General features: G+C 70.1%; 14 protein-coding genes. 2 read left to right on the top strand and 12 right to left on the bottom strand.

Annotated features, from left to right (window positions below):
- Window positions 1–22: 22 nt before the first annotated feature.
- Window positions 23–1,609, top strand: coding sequence for a hypothetical protein (locus ABS52_09550; protein ODT03439.1), 1,587 nt, complete (start codon window positions 23–25; stop codon window positions 1,607–1,609).
- Window positions 1,610–1,689: 80 nt separating this feature from the next.
- On the opposite strand, the gene ABS52_09545 is transcribed toward ABS52_09550, so the two are convergent.
- The 12 genes from ABS52_09545 to ABS52_09490 form a co-directional block, all read right to left on the bottom strand.
- Window positions 1,690–2,388: an outer membrane lipoprotein carrier protein LolA gene (locus ABS52_09545; GenBank protein ODT03438.1), complete on the bottom strand. Its 699-nt coding sequence runs from the start codon at window positions 2,386–2,388 to the stop codon at window positions 1,690–1,692.
- Between the two features lie 27 nt (window positions 2,389–2,415).
- A complete protein-coding gene (locus ABS52_09540) occupies window positions 2,416–3,468 on the bottom strand; it encodes a 3-deoxy-7-phosphoheptulonate synthase (protein ODT03437.1) in 1,053 nt (350 codons plus the stop codon).
- Window positions 3,468–4,232 carry a hypothetical protein gene (locus ABS52_09535; protein ODT03436.1) on the bottom strand — a complete coding sequence of 255 codons (765 nt, stop codon included), beginning with the start codon at window positions 4,230–4,232 and terminating at the stop codon, window positions 3,468–3,470. The genes ABS52_09540 and ABS52_09535 overlap by 1 nt, the downstream gene beginning before the upstream one ends.
- A 124-nt stretch (window positions 4,233–4,356) precedes the next feature.
- A complete protein-coding gene (locus ABS52_09530) occupies window positions 4,357–7,887 on the bottom strand; it encodes a chromosome segregation protein SMC (GenBank protein ID ODT03435.1) in 3,531 nt (1,176 codons plus the stop codon).
- A complete protein-coding gene (locus tag ABS52_09525) occupies window positions 7,888–9,144 on the bottom strand; it encodes a hypothetical protein (GenBank protein ID ODT03434.1) in 1,257 nt (418 codons plus the stop codon).
- Window positions 9,145–9,155: 11 nt separating this feature from the next.
- Window positions 9,156–10,664 carry a hypothetical protein gene (locus tag ABS52_09520; protein ODT03433.1) on the bottom strand — a complete coding sequence of 503 codons (1,509 nt, stop codon included), beginning with the start codon at window positions 10,662–10,664 and terminating at the stop codon, window positions 9,156–9,158.
- Window positions 10,665–10,873: 209 nt separating this feature from the next.
- Entirely contained in the window at window positions 10,874–14,152 is a 3,279-nt protein-coding gene (locus ABS52_09515) for a hypothetical protein (protein ODT03432.1), read from the bottom strand.
- On the bottom strand, window positions 14,149–14,532 hold the full coding sequence (locus ABS52_09510) for a ribosome silencing factor (protein ODT03431.1): 384 nt from the start codon (window positions 14,530–14,532) through the stop codon (window positions 14,149–14,151). The genes ABS52_09515 and ABS52_09510 overlap by 4 nt, the downstream gene beginning before the upstream one ends.
- Before the next feature lie 329 nt (window positions 14,533–14,861).
- The gene (locus ABS52_09505; protein ID ODT03483.1) at window positions 14,862–15,305 is read right to left on the bottom strand and encodes a 50S ribosomal protein L9; all 444 of its coding nucleotides are present in this window, start codon (window positions 15,303–15,305) and stop codon (window positions 14,862–14,864) included.
- 15 nt (window positions 15,306–15,320) lie between these two features.
- Window positions 15,321–16,328 (bottom strand): hypothetical protein, encoded by a 1,008-nt coding sequence (locus tag ABS52_09500; GenBank protein ID ODT03430.1) that lies wholly within the window; start codon window positions 16,326–16,328, stop codon window positions 15,321–15,323.
- Window positions 16,329–16,386: 58 nt separating this feature from the next.
- Window positions 16,387–16,611: a 30S ribosomal protein S18 gene (locus tag ABS52_09495; protein ODT03429.1), complete on the bottom strand. Its 225-nt coding sequence runs from the start codon at window positions 16,609–16,611 to the stop codon at window positions 16,387–16,389.
- A gap of 3 nt (window positions 16,612–16,614) precedes the next feature.
- The gene (locus ABS52_09490; protein ODT03428.1) at window positions 16,615–16,986 is read right to left on the bottom strand and encodes a 30S ribosomal protein S6; all 372 of its coding nucleotides are present in this window, start codon (window positions 16,984–16,986) and stop codon (window positions 16,615–16,617) included.
- Between the two features lie 147 nt (window positions 16,987–17,133).
- Between ABS52_09490 and ABS52_09485 the strand changes: the two genes are divergently transcribed.
- The gene (locus tag ABS52_09485; GenBank protein ODT03427.1) at window positions 17,134–17,814 is read left to right on the top strand and encodes a hypothetical protein; all 681 of its coding nucleotides are present in this window, start codon (window positions 17,134–17,136) and stop codon (window positions 17,812–17,814) included.
- The last annotated feature ends 173 nt before the right edge of the window (window positions 17,815–17,987 follow it).

Raw genomic sequence — 17,987 nt, 5'->3', positions numbered from 1 at the left:
CCCGGGTCTTATAGGCAGCACCATGTCGATGCGCTCGCGCCTGTTCGTGGTACTGGCCGTGCTCGGGAGCTCCCTCCTGTTTGGAGGGTGGCTCCTGGGCCGCGGCCTGCGCGGCACGGTCGTCCCGGTGGCCGGGGAGCGCCTCTTCGAGCAGGTCCTGGCACACGTCAGCCGTTACTATGTCGACTCGATCCCGGCCCCGGCCCTGTTCGACAAGGCACTGGACGGGATGCTCGAGGAGCTGGGCGACCCCAACACGCTCTACCTCCAGCCCGAGCGCCTCAAGCGGCTCAACGAGACGACGACCGGGAACTACACGGGGCTGGGGGTGCAGACCGACGTGCGCGACGGCTGGCCCACGGTGCTGTCCACGCTCCCCGGTGGGCCGGCGGAGCGGGCGGGGCTCCAGGCGGGTGACCGCATCATCGAGATCGGCGGCAAGAGCACGCGCAGCCTCACGGGTGAGGAGACGCGCGGCATGCTCCGCGGACCGGTGGGAACGTCGGTCGACATCACCATCGAGCGTCCGGGGTCGCACGCATCGATCCCGGTGCGCCTGACACGCGGCGAGATCCACCGCCGTGCCGTGCGTCGCACCGCGATGCTGGATGGGGGCGTCGGCTACATCGACGTGAAGGTCTTTTCCGACTCGACGCAGGTCGAGGTGGCCCAGTCGATCGACTCGCTGGTCAAGCTCGGGATGCGCTCGCTCGTCCTCGACCTTCGCGGCAACCTCGGGGGGCTGCTGTCGCAGGGGATCGGCGTGGCCGACCTCTTCCTGGACCCCGGCAAGGTGATCGTCCGGATCAAGGGGCGTGCCGCCGAGGCCAACGCCACGTTCGAGGACGAGGCACCGCAGCGCTGGCCGTCGCTCCCCATCGTCGTCCTCGTGGACGACGGGAGCGCGAGCGCGTCGGAGATCGTTGCCGGGGCGCTGCAGGACCATGACCGGGCGCTTCTCGTGGGGCGCACCACGTTCGGCAAGGGGAGCGCCCAATCGCTGTATCCCACGTCGTCGGGTGGAGCACTCAAGTTGACGGTGGCCCGCTGGTTCACCCCATCGGGGCGCAGCATCGATCGCCGCCGTGACGACGATGGCGGCGCGGGTGACGGGACGAGGGCGCGCGTGGAGCGGTTCGAGTCCGATGCCGGCCGCGAAATCGTCGGCGGCGGCGGGATCACGCCCGACGTCGTCGTGGGCGACACCGTGCAATCGCCGCAGGAGCTCGCCCTGGCCGGTGCGTTAGGCAGGCGCATTCCCGAGTTCCGCGACGCGCTCACCGCGTATGCGCTCTCGGTGAAGGCGTCGGCGAGCGCACCGGCCTCGCCGGGCTTCGAGGTGACCCCGGCGATGCGCGACGGGCTCTGGCGGGTGATGCAGCAGCGCGGCCTCACCTTCGACCGGGCGATCTACGACGACGCGGCGCCGATCATCTCGCTGCTGATCGCCCGCGAGGTGACGCGCTACGTCTTCGGGGCCGCGGTCGAGGCGCGCCGCTCCATCGACGACGACGACGCGATCCGGGCTGCCCGGTCGCTGATCGAGGGAGCGAAGTCCCAGGAGGAGGTGCTGGCTCGTGGGGCGCAGCGCCACTCGCTGCTGAAGTAACGCTCCCCGGGTTGCTCCCCGGGTTGCCCTCCCGGATTGCCTTCCCGCGGGAGGCGCCCGCCGATATCCCGGCGACGCTCCTACAGGTCCGACTGGTTCACCACCCGCACGCCGCGCGGCGGCTTGAAGCGGAAGGCGGCGCTGGGGACCTGGGCGTTAGGCGTGAACGTCGTGATCGTCACCAGCCGCACGATCCCGCTCATCTCCTCCGCCTCGAACTGGCGAAGCGTTCCATCGGCGGTGTCGATCCACACCTTGGCCCGTACGAAGCTCCCCCCCTGTCCCTTCGGGACGAGCGTGACGACGCGCGTCGCGCGTCCCCCCACCGTCGCGGCGCCGGCGTCCTTCACCGTATAGCGGGTCCGCGGATTGGTGAAGAAGGCGCCGATGAGATCCATCGATCCCTCCACCTCGGCGCTGAGCGGGGCGCGGATGACCTGCCCCGGCTGGGAGCTGGGGAGGTAGACCCAGACGAACTTGCCGTCGGAGACGATCACGTCGCCCTTGGGGTCGGCGAATCGGAAGATGAACCGGTCGGGGCGGGCCTGCTCGAACTCGCCGCGCGACTGCAGGCGCGACCCGGTCAGCGGATTGGTGACCACCTGCTCGAAGGCGGCCCTCGCCGTGCGCACCTTGGCGTAGGCCTCGACCGCCTTGTCGATGGCGTCGCCGGCCGGATCCTGCCCCCACACCGAGGGCGCCACCGCCAGGGTGGCCGCCAGCACCACGAATGAAGGGAAACGGAGCATGTCGAGGACGTTCGGGACGGGGCGGGGCACCGTGCCCCACCCACCGCTCGTTCGATACTACCGATCGCGTCCCCACTCCGTTCCCGGAGGGGCGGTGATTTCACGCCCGATCGCCTGGGCAATGAGGCGGACGTCGTGCATCAGGCGCGAGAACTGGTCGGGGAATAGGCTCTGGGCGCCGTCCGACTTGGCCCGTTCGGGGTTCGGGTGCATCTCGACCAGGATCCCATCGGCGCCGGCGGCCACGGCGGCGCGTGTCATCGGGATCACCTTGTCGCGCAGCCCCGTGCCGTGGCTCGGGTCGGCCACCATCGGCAGGTGCGACAGCTTCTGCACGATCGGGATGGCGTTGAGGTCGAACATGTTGCGCGCCGCCGTGTCGAACGACCGCAAGCCACGCTCGCACAGGATCACCTGGGTGTTCCCCTCGGCCAGGATGTACTCGGCACTCAGGAGGAGGTCCGTGATGGTGGCCGCCATGCCGCGCTTGAGGAGCACGGGCTTGCCGAGTCGCCCCGCCGCCTTGAGCAGCGAGTAGTTCTGCATGTTGCGGGCGCCGATCTGGATGCAGTCGGCGTACTCCGCCACGAGCTCGGCGCCCGCTTCGTCCATCGCCTCGGTGACGACCGGGAGTCCGGTCTCGCGCCGCGCCAGGGCGAGGAGCTCGAGCCCCCGCTTGCCGAGCCCCTGGAACGAGTAGGGGGAGCTGCGCGGCTTGAAGGCCCCGCCGCGCAGGGCACTCGCCCCGGCGGCGCGCACCGCGCGCGCCGCCGCCAGGATCTGCTCCTCCGACTCCACGGAGCAGGGGCCGGCCATGATGACGATGGAGCTGCCGCCGAGCTCCACGCCCGGCGCGAGGCGCACGACGGTGTTCTCGGGGCGCCACTCGCGCGAGACCTGCTTGTAGGGGCGCGAGACGTGGATCACCTGCGCCACGCCGGGGAGGCCGACCACGTTCGTATCGTCGACGCGTCCCTCGTTGCCCACGAGGCCGATGGCCGTGCGCTGCTCCCCCGGCATCGGCACCGCGGTGAAGCCCATGTCCGTGATCACGCTGCAGACGGCGTCGATTTCCGCCTGCGTGGCGTCGTGCTGCATGACGACGAGCATTACGTCTCCTGAAGGTCGAGCGACCACCCGTCGAAGGCGCGGATCACGCGCCCGTCGAACCCTTCGGCCACGTGGCCTTCGATGTCGACGTCCTCGACGGGAGGATAGAAGTGCGTCAGGGCGAGGAGCGACGGCCGGGCGAGCCCGGCGATCGTCCCGCACTGACGCGGCGTGAGGTGCGTGGGAATGGCCAGCGCGTCGGGGAGCGAGCACTCGAGGGCGAGCACATCGCATCCGGTTGCCCAGTCGGCCAGCGACGGGTCGAACCCCGTGTCGCCCGAGATCACCACGCGCTGCCCGCGCGCCGTGAGGGAATATGCCACACTCTCGTCGGTGTGCGGAACCTTGGCTGCCTCGATTTCCATGCCCTCCCCGAGGGCGAGGCGCCCTTGCGGCGCCAGTTCGCGGACCACCATGGGGACCGCATCGCGAAGCCCCGTGCCGAAGGCCAGCGCCAGCCGGTCCAGGAGGGCCACTGTCCCCTCCGGACCGACGATCTCGATCGGCTCCGAACGCGCCGGCAGCATCCCGTAGCGCCAGGCGAAGAGGAGGTTGGCCACGTCGTTGGTGTGGTCGGCGTGGAAGTGCGTCAGCGCGAGGTGGGTGATGGTGCCCCAGTCGATCCCGAGCTGCGCCATGCGGTACACGGCCCCGCTTCCGCAGTCCACCAGGAGGCGAATGCCCTGGTGCGACACGAGGGTTGCGCTCTGCACCCGGTGCGGGGACGGGGCGGCGGTGCCGGTGCCGATGGTCGTGAGGCGCACGGGGAAGGCGGACGAGGTGAGGCGGACGGGGTGAGGCAGTCGGGCGACGGGAGAGCCCCCGACGCGCTAGGCGCGTCGGGGGCTCGTCCGCGTCGGGCCGGGGGGCGGCAGCACGGGCGACTCGTCAGGCAGGGGCGCCAGCGACTTCGCCCTCGGGGGCCATCTCGGGAGGCGTCACCTCGTCCACCGTGTTGCCGCGCATCCGCACGCTCACCAGCGACGAGACGCCCGGCTCCTGCATCGTCACGCCGTACACCGCGTCGGCCGCCTCGGTGGTGGTGCGCGGGTTGTGCGTGATCACGATGAACTGTGTGTTCTCCTTGAACTGGTTCAGCATCCGCACGTAGCGCCCGATGTTGGCGTCGTCGAGCGGGGCGTCCACCTCGTCCAGCAGGCAGAAGGGTGAGGGCTTCGTGAGGAAGATGCCGAAGAGCAGCGACAGCGCGACCAGCGCCCGCTCGCCACTCGACAGGAGGTGGATGCGCTGCGTGCGCTTTCCCCGCGGGCTCGCATGGATCTCGATGTCGCAGTCCAGCGGCATCTCCGGGTTTTCCAGCCGCAGGTCGCACTCGCCGCCGCCGAACAGCGTCATGAAGATCTGGCGGAAATTCTCGCGCACCTGGGTGAAGGTGGTGAGGAAGAGCTCGCGTGCGGTGGTGTCGATCTCGCGGATGGCCAGCTGCAACTTGTTCTTGGCCTCGGCCAGGTCGTTCCGCTGTCCCGTGAGGAAGTCGAGGCGCTTCACTTCTTCCTCGTGCTCCTCGACGGCGAGGGGATTGACGGGGCCCAGCTTCTCCAGCTCGGTGCGCAGCTGTTCCGCCTCGGTGCGGAGCGCGGTGTCGTCGACCTCCACCGCCTCGAAGCTCGCCAGGAGGTCCTCGAGCGGGCGCCTCCATTCGGTCTCGAGGCGCTCCCGGATCGCCGTGCGCCGCCCCGACAGCTCGGCGAAACGCAGCTCGGCGTGGTGCAGCGCCGACTCGCGTTCGTGCGCCTCGCGGCGGGCCTGGTCGAGGGCGTGATCGGCGGTGCTGAGCGACGCATTGGCGTCGCGCACGTGCCGCTCCGCCTCCGCCAGGCGCGACTCCACGTCGGTGAGCGTCGCCACACGCGCGTCGAGGTCACCCTGCCAGTTCGCCATCTGCTCGGCGAGCGAGCGGTCCGAGTCGGCCAGGGTCGACAGCTCGTGCTGCAGCGAGGCCAGGCGCGTCGAGGCGTTCTCATGCTCCTGCTCCAGGCGGTGCACGCGGTCGGTGGCCACCTGCATGCGCGCCTGCGCCTGCGCGAGCGCCACCTGCCCGTTGGTGCGATGTTCGCGCGCCGCCTCGAGCGCACGCTCCGTCTCGGCGGCCTGGACGCGCAGCGCCTCGCTGTCGACCCCGTGCGAGCCTAACGACTCCTGCAGCTCCGCGGTCCGCACCTCGATCGAGGCCAGCCGGGACCGCAGTTCGTCCTGCCGCGTGGCGAGCCGGCTGGCCAGCCCTTCGGCATTCTCCAGTTCGCGCATGCCGCGCAGCCGCCGACGCTCCAGCTCCGCCCGGTGGTCGTTGGCGCGCCGGTCCTCGCCATTGGCCAGGTTCGCCGCCTCGGTGGCCATCGCCACCGCCGCGTCGGCCTCGGTGAGCGCGCGCCGCGCTTCCTCGGCTGCTGCGGCGGCGAGCTGGCGGCCGGCGCCGGCCGCCAGCAGCTCGGACCGAAGCCCCGACAGCTCGGCGCGGCGACGCAGGGGGCCCGGCCCGGCCGTGGTACCGGGGAGCCAGACGGCACCGCGGCCATCCACGAAGCCGGATCCATCGTCCAGCGCCCGCACGCGATCGAGCAGGCTTCGCACCCACCCCGCCGCGGGCTCGGCCGCCTCGACCTGATTCAACAGGTCGCCCGCCTCGCCTCCGCTCGGCGATGGCATCGCGTCGAGCGGGAGGAGGAGCAGGGGGCCGGGGTTGGCACTCGCGTGCCAGCTGCGCACCGCCTCCGCTGCCGCATGGTCGCGAACGATGACGGCATGCACCGTCATCCCCAGGTAGCGCTCGACCAGCACAGCCGACGACGCCGACGTCGAGAGGAAGTCGGAGATCGGTCCCAGCACCGCCCCCTCGCCGAAGCGATCGCGCTCGCGCAGGAGACGGGCGGCCGCCGGGGCGAGGCCGACGCGTTCGCGCTCCAGCCCCTCCAGGGCGTTCACCTTCCCCTCGAGCGCGACGTAGGTGTCTTCCGCGCGCCCCAGCTCGGCCCGCGCGGCGGCGTCGCGCTCGCGCGCGGCCCGCGCTGCGGCCCGCGCCTCCTCGAGCGCCGCGACCGCGGTGGCGACGCTCACACGCGCCACCTCGATCGCCTCGTCGGCTCCCTCGATCTCGCGGGCCAGGACGGTGGCGGCATCGACCAGCTGCTGCCGCTCGATCTCGAGTGCCGCGCTTCGCTGCTCCAGCTCCGCCGTCTCGCGCTGCGCGCTCTCGCGATCGAGGTCGAGGCGACGCTGCTGCTCGCGCAGCTCGCGCACCGTGCGCTCGGCCGCCTCCACCGCCGAGCGGGCGGCCGTCACGGCCGCGCGGGCCGCTTCCTCGTCGCGGGCATGCACCGCCAGCGACTCGCGCGACTGCTCGACCTCGCCCTCGAGCGAGGTCAGCTCTTCCCGGGCACGCACGCGATCGGCGTTGAGCCGCTCCCCGAAGGCCTCGCCCTCGCGCCGCTCCTCTTCGGCGCGCTGGCGACGCTCGAGGGCGTTGCGTTGCCGCTCGACCGCGACGGCGATCTCGGCGCGCAGCTCCTGCACGTGCTGTTGTTGCAGCTGTGTGAGGCGCGCCAGCTCGTTGCGGCTCGCCTCGGCCGCGGCGCGCGCCTCGTGCGCCGCGTCGCGCGCGCCCTCGGCGGCCACCACGCGGGCGTCATCACCCGGCGCCTGCTCGCGCAGCGCCGCCACCGTGACCTCCAGCTGCGCCAGCTCCTCGCGCCACGCCGCCATCTCGCGCGACGCCAGCGTCAGTTCGACCGAGAAGCGGCGCGCCGTCAGCTCGGCGTGGCGTTCGGCGCGCTTGCGCTGACGCGCCAGCGAGCGCACCTGGCTCTGCACCTCGCCGAGCAGGTCGTCGAGGCGCGACAGGTCGACCGCGGTCTCTTCCAACCGCCGCTCGGTGCTGCGCCGCCGGTCGCGATACAGCCCGACCCCCGCGGCCTCCTCGAACAGTTCCCGCCGGTCGTCGGGGCGGTCGGAGAGGAGGGCGTCGATCATCTTGGACTCGATCACGATCCCCGAGTCGGCCCCCAGCCCCGTGCCGCGCAGCATGTCGTGGATGTCGCGCAGGCGGCACGACGCCCCGTTCAGCAGGTACTCGCTCTCGCCCGAGCGCGACAGCCGCCGTGTGATGACGACCTCCTTGAAGGCGACCGGGAGGCCCCCGTCCTCGTTCTCGAAGAAGAGCGACACCTCGGCCAGGCTCACCGCACGACGCGCGGACGATCCCTGGAAGATGACCTCCTCCATCTTCGCGCCGCGCAGCATGCGCGCCCGCTGCTCGCCGAGCACCCACCGGACCGCGTCGGAGACGTTGGACTTGCCGCAGCCGTTGGGGCCGACGATGGCGGTGACGCCGGAGTCGAACGTCATCGTCGTCGTGTCGGCGAACGACTTGAAGCCTTGCATCTGGAGCTTGGTGAGGCGCACCTACGGAGTACTCCCGGCCCGCATCACGAGGGCCGACTGAATGTTCTGGCTATCGAGCTGCTGCTTGAGCAGCTGCGCATCGAATTCGGTTGCGAAGGCGCCGGCATAGACGCGCCACACCTGCGCGGAATCGCGAAGGACGTACGCCGGGATTCCCCGCCCACGGTATGCCGCCACGCGCAGCCGCGCGAGGGGATCGGACGAGGCGGAGTCCAGCAGGAGTGCGAACGGTGTGCGAGCGATGGTCCCGGCGCCAGTGGCCAACCGGCCGCGCTGGCGGAGCGCGGCGAGGTATGCGCTGGCCGCGCCGCTATCCGGGAAGGCGCCCGCCACCAGCCGATACCACGTGTCTCCCTCCGCCCCCACCGCGACGAGGGAAAATGTCGCCGCCGGGAGCGAGTCGGCCGACGAGGCAAGGTACTCGAGGGCGTCCTGGCTGGAATTGGTGAACAGCAGCTCCACGCTGAAGGCGGCCTCGTTGTCGGCCCGCGCGGCAGGGGCGACGGGAGGCGGAAGCGGAGGGAGCTGCGTGTCGGCGAGCATCCGATCCCGGCGTGCGCCTCCCGCACCGAGATATGCGCTCCAGCGCGGCGCGGTGAGGATCGTCACGAGGATGATGGCCGCAGCGGCCAGTGCCGCCGGGAGGCGCCATCTGGACCCCGGGGCAGCCGGGGGCGGCGCTGCCGGGATCGTTCGCGCCGGAGCGGCGGGGGTCCGCATCGCGGGAGCGGTGCGCACCTCCGCCAGCACGTTCACCTGCGGGAGCGGCGAATGCGCCTCGCCCACGAGGACGACGCCGTCGAGCCGGCGCACGAGGCCTCCGATGGCCGGGACCAGCGACGGGGCGGCCACCAACAGGAGGGCATTGGCGCGTCGCGCCTGCTCCGCCGCGACGCCCCACCACCGATCGGTGAGGATGTCCGGTGCGAGGGGCGACTCGGCGCCGCCGGGGACGACGAACAGGTTGGGGCTCTCCGGGCGGAGGCGCGCGGCGCGGGCGAGCGACACCCCGTAGCGCACCATGTCGCTGACACCGGGATACTCCTCGTCGGGGGCGCGCGGCGCCACGCCCTGGCCGTCGCCCAGGAGGTCGAGGAGGTAGACGCGTCGCGTGAGGGCGTGCGCACGCGCGATGCCTAACGACACGGCGGCCGTGGCGGCGGGGTCGTCGCCCAGGACGGCGACCGCGGCACGACCCGCCATGGCGCCACTCACGCGCCCGCCGGCCGCCTCCCACATCGCCTCGTATTCGCGCACGTCGAGGTCGGTCAGGGGATCCCCTCGTACACCCAGTAGTTCTGCTTCGAGGCCCGTCCCACGCGCTCGGCCTCCGCCTTCGAGCTGTAGGGGCCGAAGACCACGCGGTACACCACCGTACCCGCGGTCTCGCCCCGAATGACGCGCGGATGCTGGCCGTCGACGGCGATGCCCGCGGCGAGCTCCCTGGCCCGCGGCTCGGAGAGGACGGCGGCGAAGGAGACGGTCCACCCGTCGCGCGCCGCGGGCGGCGGGGGCGGGACCGCCGGTCGCTCGCTGGCGGCCGCCGGCATCGTGTCGGGCGAGGGCACGGGGGCGCCCCGGGGGTCGGTGGGTGCCGCCGGCTGCGGCGCGGAGTCCGCCCGCGCCACGGCCGAATCGCCTAACGAGAACGAGACCGCGACATCGAGCCCGCGCGCGCGCGGGCGCAGCCCGTTCCAGAGCGTGAAGTACCACAGCTCCTTCGCCCCCCCCGCGGCACGGAGCGCCTTGCGTCCCCCGGTGGCGTCGACCAGGACGACGTCGTCGCCCTGGACCGTGGCGACCAGCCCGTCGACCGCGACTGCCGGGAGGTCGCTCCGCCACGCCGTCCGCACGGTCCCCACGAGCTCGTCGGTGGCGATGGCCACCACCCAGGCAGAGTCGCCCGTTGCCGGGCGCGCCAGCAGGTAGCGGCCGAGCGGATCCATGCGGAGCTCGCTCGCGCGCCCCGGAAGCGTGACGCCCGCCTCCACCTTGTCGGTGTAGCGGTTGAGGACCTCGAGGTCCTCGCTTCCCTTGTTGGCAATGAACACGCGGTCGCCGCTCGGCGTCGGTGCGATCGCGACGATCTCGTCGTCCGCCTTTGTCTGTGCCACTCCGCCGAACGCCTGTGCCCGCACGCTCAGCAGGTTGCGCTTCACCCCCAGATACAGCCGGTCGCCCATTGGCGTGACGACGGCGCGATCGGGGCGTGGAACCTCCACGGAATCGTCCAACGCAGCGTCCGGTGGACGGACCCGGAAGAGGACGCTCCGCTCTCCGCGGTCGGCCAGGAAGACGAGCGCGCCATCGGGCAACGGAAAGAGCGCGCGCACGGCGCCGCCGGCGGCGAGCTCCCAGTCGCCACTTGGGGTCAGGCGGACGACGGCGTTCCCCTTGCCCACCCCGAAGATCGACCAGCCGTCGGCCGAGGCGATGGATGCCAACCGTGCCTTCCCCGTGGTGCGCACCGAACCGAGGCGCAGGTCGAGCCACCCAACGCCGCCTTCGCCATTGAGGTACGCGAGCACCCCGTTCTCGGCGTCGAAGGCGAGGATGCGCTCGAGCGCCGGGGTGGGCTGCTGGGCCCGCCAGATCAGCGAATCGAGGTTTGGATAGCGATAGGCACGAGCGACGCCACCTTCGCGCGGAATCCGCACGACGATGGGATCGGGGCCGGAGGAGGGGAGGGCGCCGGTCGCTCCAGGCGCAGCGTCGCGTTCCTTGCGACCACATGCGCACACCATGAGCGCCAGCGCCGCGATCGCGAGTGCTCGCACAGGACAAAAGTAGGCGGGAAGCGCGCGAGACGGGAGACGGGGAACGAGCGATTGGCACCCCAGCGTCGCTGGATCCCCCCGGTGAGGTGATCCAGGGCACGGCACGTCGGTGGACGAGAAAGGGGCGCGGCTTCGCCGCGCCCCCTTCGTCTTCCCGTCTTCCTGTCTTCCTGTCTTCCTGTCTTCCTGTCTTCCTGTCTTCCGCCCCCCTAGAACGACTGCCCCAGCGTCCACATCCAGTACCCCTTCTTCTGGGGACGATCCAGCGGAATGGCGTAGTCCCACCGCAGGAGCGCGAAGCCGAACAGGTTGAGCCGGATGCCGGCCCCGTACGAGCGCAGGACGTAACGATTCGTCCCCTGGTCGTAGTTGTCCGGGCGACGGAGCGAGACGTTCTGGCCACGCGACCACGCCACGCCGGCGTCGTAGAAGAACAGGCCGTCCACCGGCGGGAGCGAGATCGGCAGGAGCCCGAGGTCGAATCGCCGGACCAGCGGGAAGCGCAGCTCGACATTCGAGAACGCGACGCGGGTACCGAGGAGCTCCGTGGCCGAGCACGAGGACTGGTCGTTGACCACCCCTCCGCAGAACTGCGAGGCGAACTGCTCGCGATCGTAGCCGCGGACGAAATCCGGGCGCCCGATGTACTTGCGCGATACCGCCTCCTCATCCGGCCCCACGGCGAGGCTCGACTGGAAGCGCCAGGCGAACGTCAGGAAGTTGAACAGGATGGGGACATAGCGACGGTAGTCGGCCGTGTACTCCGTCCACTGCAGTCCGCCGATCGACGGTTCGACCTGGAAGCGATAGCGCCGGCCGGAGATGGCACCCGTGTAGCCGAAGAGCGTGTTGTCCGAGACATACGCCACGTACGGCGCCACGTAGCTCAGGCTCCCCAGGTCGGCCACCGAGTCGGTGACGAACTCCGTGGCGTACCCCATGCTGTAGTCCACGCCGCGCCGCACGAAGGCGATCGAACGCGACACGTTGTTCGCGTTGAGCCCGTATTCGAAGCGCGTGAAGCGGTTGCTCGGGCGCATCGCGATGGCGAAGCCCTGCCGGAAGATGAAGCGCGCGATCTCCAGCGTCTGGATGGAGCGATACGTGCCATCGCCCAGTGGCGCCTCGTTGAAGCCGTTGAGGAAGAAGTACGGCGTTTGCGAGACGCCGGTCGTGTACTGGTTGCGGTTCGCCAGGTTGGTGTACGCGCCGTAGAAATACGCCTCGCTCAGGCGCCCGTTCACCTGTCCCGCCAGGGCGAGGCGATTGTTCCCCAGCATGTCGCCGAGGATGATGGCCGTGCCGCCGAAGATTCCGCGTCCGAAATTGTCCTGGGCGTAGCCGATGCTGGGGCGCGAGATGTACTCCGGCTGCAGCCCCGGACGATAGTCGTACGTCCGGAAGTGCGTCGTGTCCGGCAACGCCAGGGCGGCGCTGTCGAGCATCTGCGCCACCGAGACGGGCGCGTTCCCCGACCGCTCGCGCGCCGCCGGCGCCTCGGCCGACTCGCGAAGGCCGGTCGCCGAGCGATAGAGCGAGGCCGCGCGATCGTCGGTGCGCGTGGAATCGCCCGCGCGCGTCGCGCCCGCGATGGCGCGCAGCGTGTCGCGCCCCTGCTGTCCCGGGTTTGCCACCCGCGAACCGGCGCCTTGCGCGCTGGCCGAGGGGGCCGCCGCGACCACCGCCTGCGGGGTGGGCGGCCGGTACGGCTGCCCCTTGAGGCGCCGCGGGTTGGCCACCGACCAGACGGTGTAGTCGCCCTTCTCGTAATACGTGAACGCGAGGCGATCGGCCTGCCGGGCCCACGTGATGGCGGGTGAGTACTCCGTGATCGCGCTGACGGCGCCGATCACGTTCGTCAGCTGGTAGTGCTCCTTGGCGTCGAAATCGTACAGGAAGATGTTCTGGATCCCCGTCCGGTCGCTCACGAAGGCCAGCGACTTGCCATCCGGGGCCCACATCGGGTTGAGGTTCAACCCGTCCTGGCCCGGAATGAGGTCGATGCGCGACGTCGCGAGGTCGAGGGTCGCGATGCGCCACAGGTCGAACTTCAGCAGCTCCAGGTTGGCGTCGGGGCCGCGATCGGTCGCGAAGGCGATGGTGCGACCGTCAGGCGACCACTGCGGCTGCATCTCCGCGAACTTGTCGTTCGTCAGCTGGCGGAGCTTTCCGGTGGCCAGCTCGACGATGAACAGGTCGTTGATGCCACTGTTGTAGCCCTGGAAGACGATCTGCTTGCCATCCGGGCTCCACGCCGGCGACATCACCACGTCGAGCGGGAACTTGTCGAACGCGTGTGTCACCTTTCGGCGGCGCACATCCATCAGGTACAGGACATCCTTGCCGTTCTTCTGCGCCGTGAAGGCGAGCTGCCGACCGTCGGGAGAGAACGCGCTCTGCGAGTAGAGCAGGCGCAGCTCCTCGAAGTCGGGATCGAGTGTCGACTTCACCAGGCGCTTGATGCGTTTCCCGGTCTCGCCGTCGCCCAGCCAGAGGTCGGGAAAGACCTCGCCACGCAGGAACGACCCCTGTGAGATGAAGGCGATGTACTTGCCGTCGCTCGAGAAGGAGGGGGCGATGAACAGCTGCGAGAACCCGCCCGACTTGCGCGCGTTCAGGAGCGGTTCGGCGAACTTGCGGGCGCGGTCGAGGTTGGCCACCTGCGGGAGGTGCTTCACCTGCATCGCTTCGCGCCACTCGTCGCTGAGCTCCTCGAGCGAGAGCCCGAGCTCGCGCTTGAAGGACCGCTCGATTCCCACGTTCGGGACGGCATTCATGATCTCCCCGATCACGTCGTCCCCCCACCGCTTGCCCACGTACTCCCACAGCGCTTCGCCGTAGCGGTACGGGAAGAAGATGTCCGGACGCATGGTCATCTGCTCGATGGTCGGCAGGTTCCCGTTGAGCGAGGCGTCGCGTACCCACGACTGTGTGAGGATGTGGTTGGGGCCCAGCGAGAGGTACTCCGCCATCCCTTCCATGAACCAGAGCGGCGGTTGCACCTGCTGCAGCGTCTGCAGCCCGCCCCCGGCCCGCCCTCGGGCGAAGATGTCGTACTGGAACGCGTGCACGAGCTCGTGCGCCAGCACGTGCTCGAAGCTCCTGAAATCGCCCGTGAAGGGGAGGAGGATGCGGTGGCGCAACGCCTCGGTGACGCCCCCCGTCCCCTCGCCCAGATCGCCCGTGACGTTGTTCTGGCCGAAATCCGTGCGCGAACGGAACAGGATGAGCGGCTTCTTCTCGCGGAACTGATGATTGAGCATCCGCGACAGGCGACCGTACGACCGCTCGGCCATGCGCGCGGCGTCGGTGATGATGTCCTGTTCTTCCGGGTAGTAGTGCACCAGGAAGTGCTCCGTCTCGAGCACCTTCCACCGGAACTTGTCGAACTGGACCTGGTTCTGGCCGAAGTACATCTGCCCCTCGGCCACCCCCATCGGCGCCGTGGCGGCCAGAACGGCCGCCACGACCCACTGACGCGCGCTCATGCGGATGCTCCTTGCGGCGTGACCGGGACGACCGCGGCGTCGGCCCAGAGCCGTTCCAATTGGTAGTAGCTGCGCAATGCCGGGTGGAACACGTGGAACACCACGTCGACGTAATCCAGGATCACCCACCGCCCCTGCTGCATCCCCTCCTCATGCGCCGGGCGGATCCCGTCGCCCTTCAGCTCATCCTCCACCCGCTGCGCCGTGCTGCGCACATGCGTGTCCGACGATCCGCTGGCGATCACGAAGTAGTCGGTCATGTCGCTCACCCCCTTCAACGAGAGGATCGTGACATCGGTGGCCTTGAACTCCTGGCAGAGTGCGGCAATGCGCAGGGCCAGGGCCTTGCTGCTCGTCGTCGCTGGGGCTGCAGTCGCCATGCGGGGGGGAGGGAATCGGTCACTGTTCTAGCGACGGGCTTCGGGAAATGTTCCCGTCGGTGCCACGCCCGTCGTCGGGCCTGTTTGCCCTCCAAAGCTTAACGCCCCCCGCGCAGGTGCGACACGTGGGCGATGCGACTCCCTGACGATGCGAGACGGGAGACGGGAGACGGGAGACGGGAGACAGCTGTGGGCGGACGAGGGGCCGCGGACGGGGGGCCGCGGACGGGCTCGAGGGCGTCGCCCGGCATTGCGGGCGCTCGCGCCCGAGAACGACAAACGGCGCCACGCGGCGCCGTTTGCACTCCCTGTTCCTTTCTCCCGCCTCTCTACTGCTTGATCACCCAGACCTTGATCTCGGGCTTCACGTCCGCGTGCAACTTGATCGGGACGCGGTAGACGCCGAGCGCCTTGATGGGCTCGTGCAGGTCGATCTGGCGCTTCTCCACGCGGTGCCCCTGCGCCTCCAGCTGCGTGGCGATGTCGGCCGCCGTCACCGATCCGAAGAGCTTCCCCTCCTCGCCGACGCGCGCCGAGAAGGTGAGCGATACCTGCTCGAGCGTGGCGGCGTATTCCGCGGCGGTCTGGCGGCGCGCCGCTTCGGCGGCCTCGAGGCGGGCCTTCTCCTGGGCGATGCGCTTCTTGTTGCCCTCCGTCGCCGCGACGGCGACGCCGCGGGGGAGGAGATAGTTGCGGGCAAACCCCGAGGAGACCTTCACCAGGTCGCCGGGGTTCCCGAGGTTCTCGACAGCCTGTCGCAGGATGACTTCCATGGTCAGCTCCACTCGTTATGCGGCGGGGCGAGCGCGCCCGCGCCAGTCGATCCACGTATCACCCAGTCCGAGCCCCAGCGAAAAGACGCTGACCACTGGCCAGGCAAGGAATATCGCGATGAAGAACAGCATCCGCACGAAGCCGCGCGGTGCAAGGAACCAGTCCAGCACGCCCAATCCCCGTAGGGCGTACAGTGCGCCGAAGAAGGCCACCAGGTTGAGCCCAATCCCCCGCGCCTCCTGCAGCGTGGGGACCACCATGAGTGTCACCCCCAGCACGACCCCCCAGATCAGCTGGTCGTTGAAGCGGAACTCCCGCAGCGGTCGGAGTGGGGGACCGATGCGGGTTCGGCTGGCGCGGTGGTAGAGCGACCACGCCAATCCCAGCGCCGCCAGCGACTCCAGGGCAAGGAGGGCAGGGAAAAGCCGTTCCGTCACCGGCGGGATGCCGCGAAGCTGCGACTCTCCCTCTCCCACCATCGCCGCCGCCGCCGGATAGCGCTGCGCCAGCTCCTTCCACTCCGCCGACTGCTCGCGCGCCTCCCACTCGGCTTCCGAGGCCGCGAGCCGGCGTCCCAGCTCATCGGAGACGCGCCGGGCCGCGGTCGACGGTGAGGCCCTCGTCCCCATCAGCACCAGCACCCCGACGGCGAAGCTGAGGGCTGTGGCCGACAAGGCGCGGGAGAAGAACGGGCGACCCGGCGTTGCCGCGCTCACGATTCCGAACGAGGCCGCGAGCATGGTGGCCCAGCCGCGGGCGAGAACGTCGAACGCCCCCGCCGCAGGGTGCTCGGTCGACAGGATCCAGATGGCGAGCCCCATCCAGATCGCGGCGAGCCAGGCACGCCCCTCCGCCATCCACCCGAGCAAGGCGCACGCCGCCATCGCCGGCGCGATGAGGACGATCGTCTGCTCGATCGGGACGACCAGGCGGAGGATCGCCACCATCGGCACGGCCAAGGCCAGCAGGAGCACGAGGATGACGCGACGCCATCCGTGCTCCCGCCGAGAGGCGGCGCCCACTGGGAGCGCCGCCGGGGTGGTGGGGGTTGCGATACGGCCTCCCGCGGTCCGGAGCTCGTTAGGCGCCGACGTGCCCGCGCTGGTACGGGATCAGCGCGAGGTAGCGCGCCCGCTTGATCGCGGTGGCCAGCTGGCGCTGGTGCCGCGCACAAACGCCGCTCAGCCGGCTCGGGAGGATCTTTCCGTGATCGGTGATGAAGCGGCCGAGCGTCCGGTCGTCCTTGAAATCCACATAATGCACGCGCCCTTCGCAGAAGGGGCAGGTCTTCGTCTGGCGTCGCATGGCTTACTCCTCCTCCTCGTCGTCGTCGTCGCGGCGGCGGGCCAGGGCAGCATCTTCCTCGGAGACCGGGGGAGCGCCCAGCTCGTGCTCGTACAGGGTGATCAGGTAGCGGATGACGCCATCGTCCAGCTTGAGGGCACGCTCGAACTCGGGGAGCGCGCGGGGATCGGTGGCGAATCGGGCCAGGATGTAGTATCCCGTCTCACGTCGCCCGATCTTGTACGCGAGCTGGCGCCGCCCCCAGTGGTCGACCGTGATCTCCTCGGTCGTCGCAAGAAGGGCGTGGTGCTTGGCGAGTTTTTCCTGGATGGCGGCATCTTCGAGCGTCGAGTCGAAGATGTATACCGCCTCGTACTGGCGAGACACGGTCGGCAATCCTCCCTTTGGTCGTGAACCGCCCCCCGTTGGTTGCCGGAAACAGGGGGAGGGGCAGGGCGCCAATCGTGGCGCCGGCGAATTGTCTGCGGAAACTAGCGGTCTTCTCCTTGAATACCAAGGGATTACGGGGGTTACATTCACGGCATGTGCGGCCGATTCGGTCTGACCCGCCCCGAGCGTCTCGATCTCCAGCGCTTTGGCATCGGCGAGCCGGTCCCGCTCGTCCCGCGCTTCAATATCGCCCCGGGGAGCCAGATCCTCGTGGTGCGCGAGCGTGACGGGGACCGGGTGGCCGATCTCGCGCGGTGGGGGCTGATTCCATCCTGGGCCCGCGATCCGGAGATCGGGGCGCGGATGGCGAACGCCCGCGCCGACACGGCCTTCGAGAAGCCCGCCTTCCGAAGTGCGATCCGGAGCCGGCGCTGCCTGATCCCCGCCGATGTCTTCTTCGAGTGGCAGGTCGTCACCGGGCAGAAGCGGAAGCAGCCGTATGCGGTGCGCGCCCGCGACGGTGAACCGTTCGCCATGGCAGGGCTATGGGAATACTGGCGCCCCCCGGAGGGAGCGGACGGGATCGTGAGCGCCACGATCCTCACCACCGATCCGAATGCCCTGATGGCAGGGATTCACGACCGGATGCCCGTGATCATCGGCCCCGAGGCGTACGACGCCTGGCTCGACGCACGGACCCCGGCCCCGGCACTGCGCGACCTGATGCAGCCGTGCCCCAGCGAGTGGCTGGAGGCCTATCCCATCTCGCTTCGCGTCAACAATCCGGGCGCGGACGACGCGCGCGTGCTCGAGCCGATGGAGCCACGGGACTAGTCGGTGTGGGATCCATCGGGTGTGGGATCAATGCCGTCGGTCACGTGCAGGAACACCCGCTCGAAGATTCCCCGACACCTGACAGCGTTCCGGCGTGATGCGGAGATGATTGTCTGTCGACGCATGTCAGGGGGGCGAGCCAAACCTCACGGTTGAGGGAGTCGCCCCTGAGT

The organism is Gemmatimonadetes bacterium SCN 70-22, from assembly GCA_001724275.1.
Lineage (GTDB): Bacteria > Gemmatimonadota > Gemmatimonadetes > Gemmatimonadales > Gemmatimonadaceae > SCN-70-22.
The sequence above is the reverse complement of the archived record's forward strand: the minus strand, read 5'-3'. Positions and strand labels throughout refer to the sequence as shown.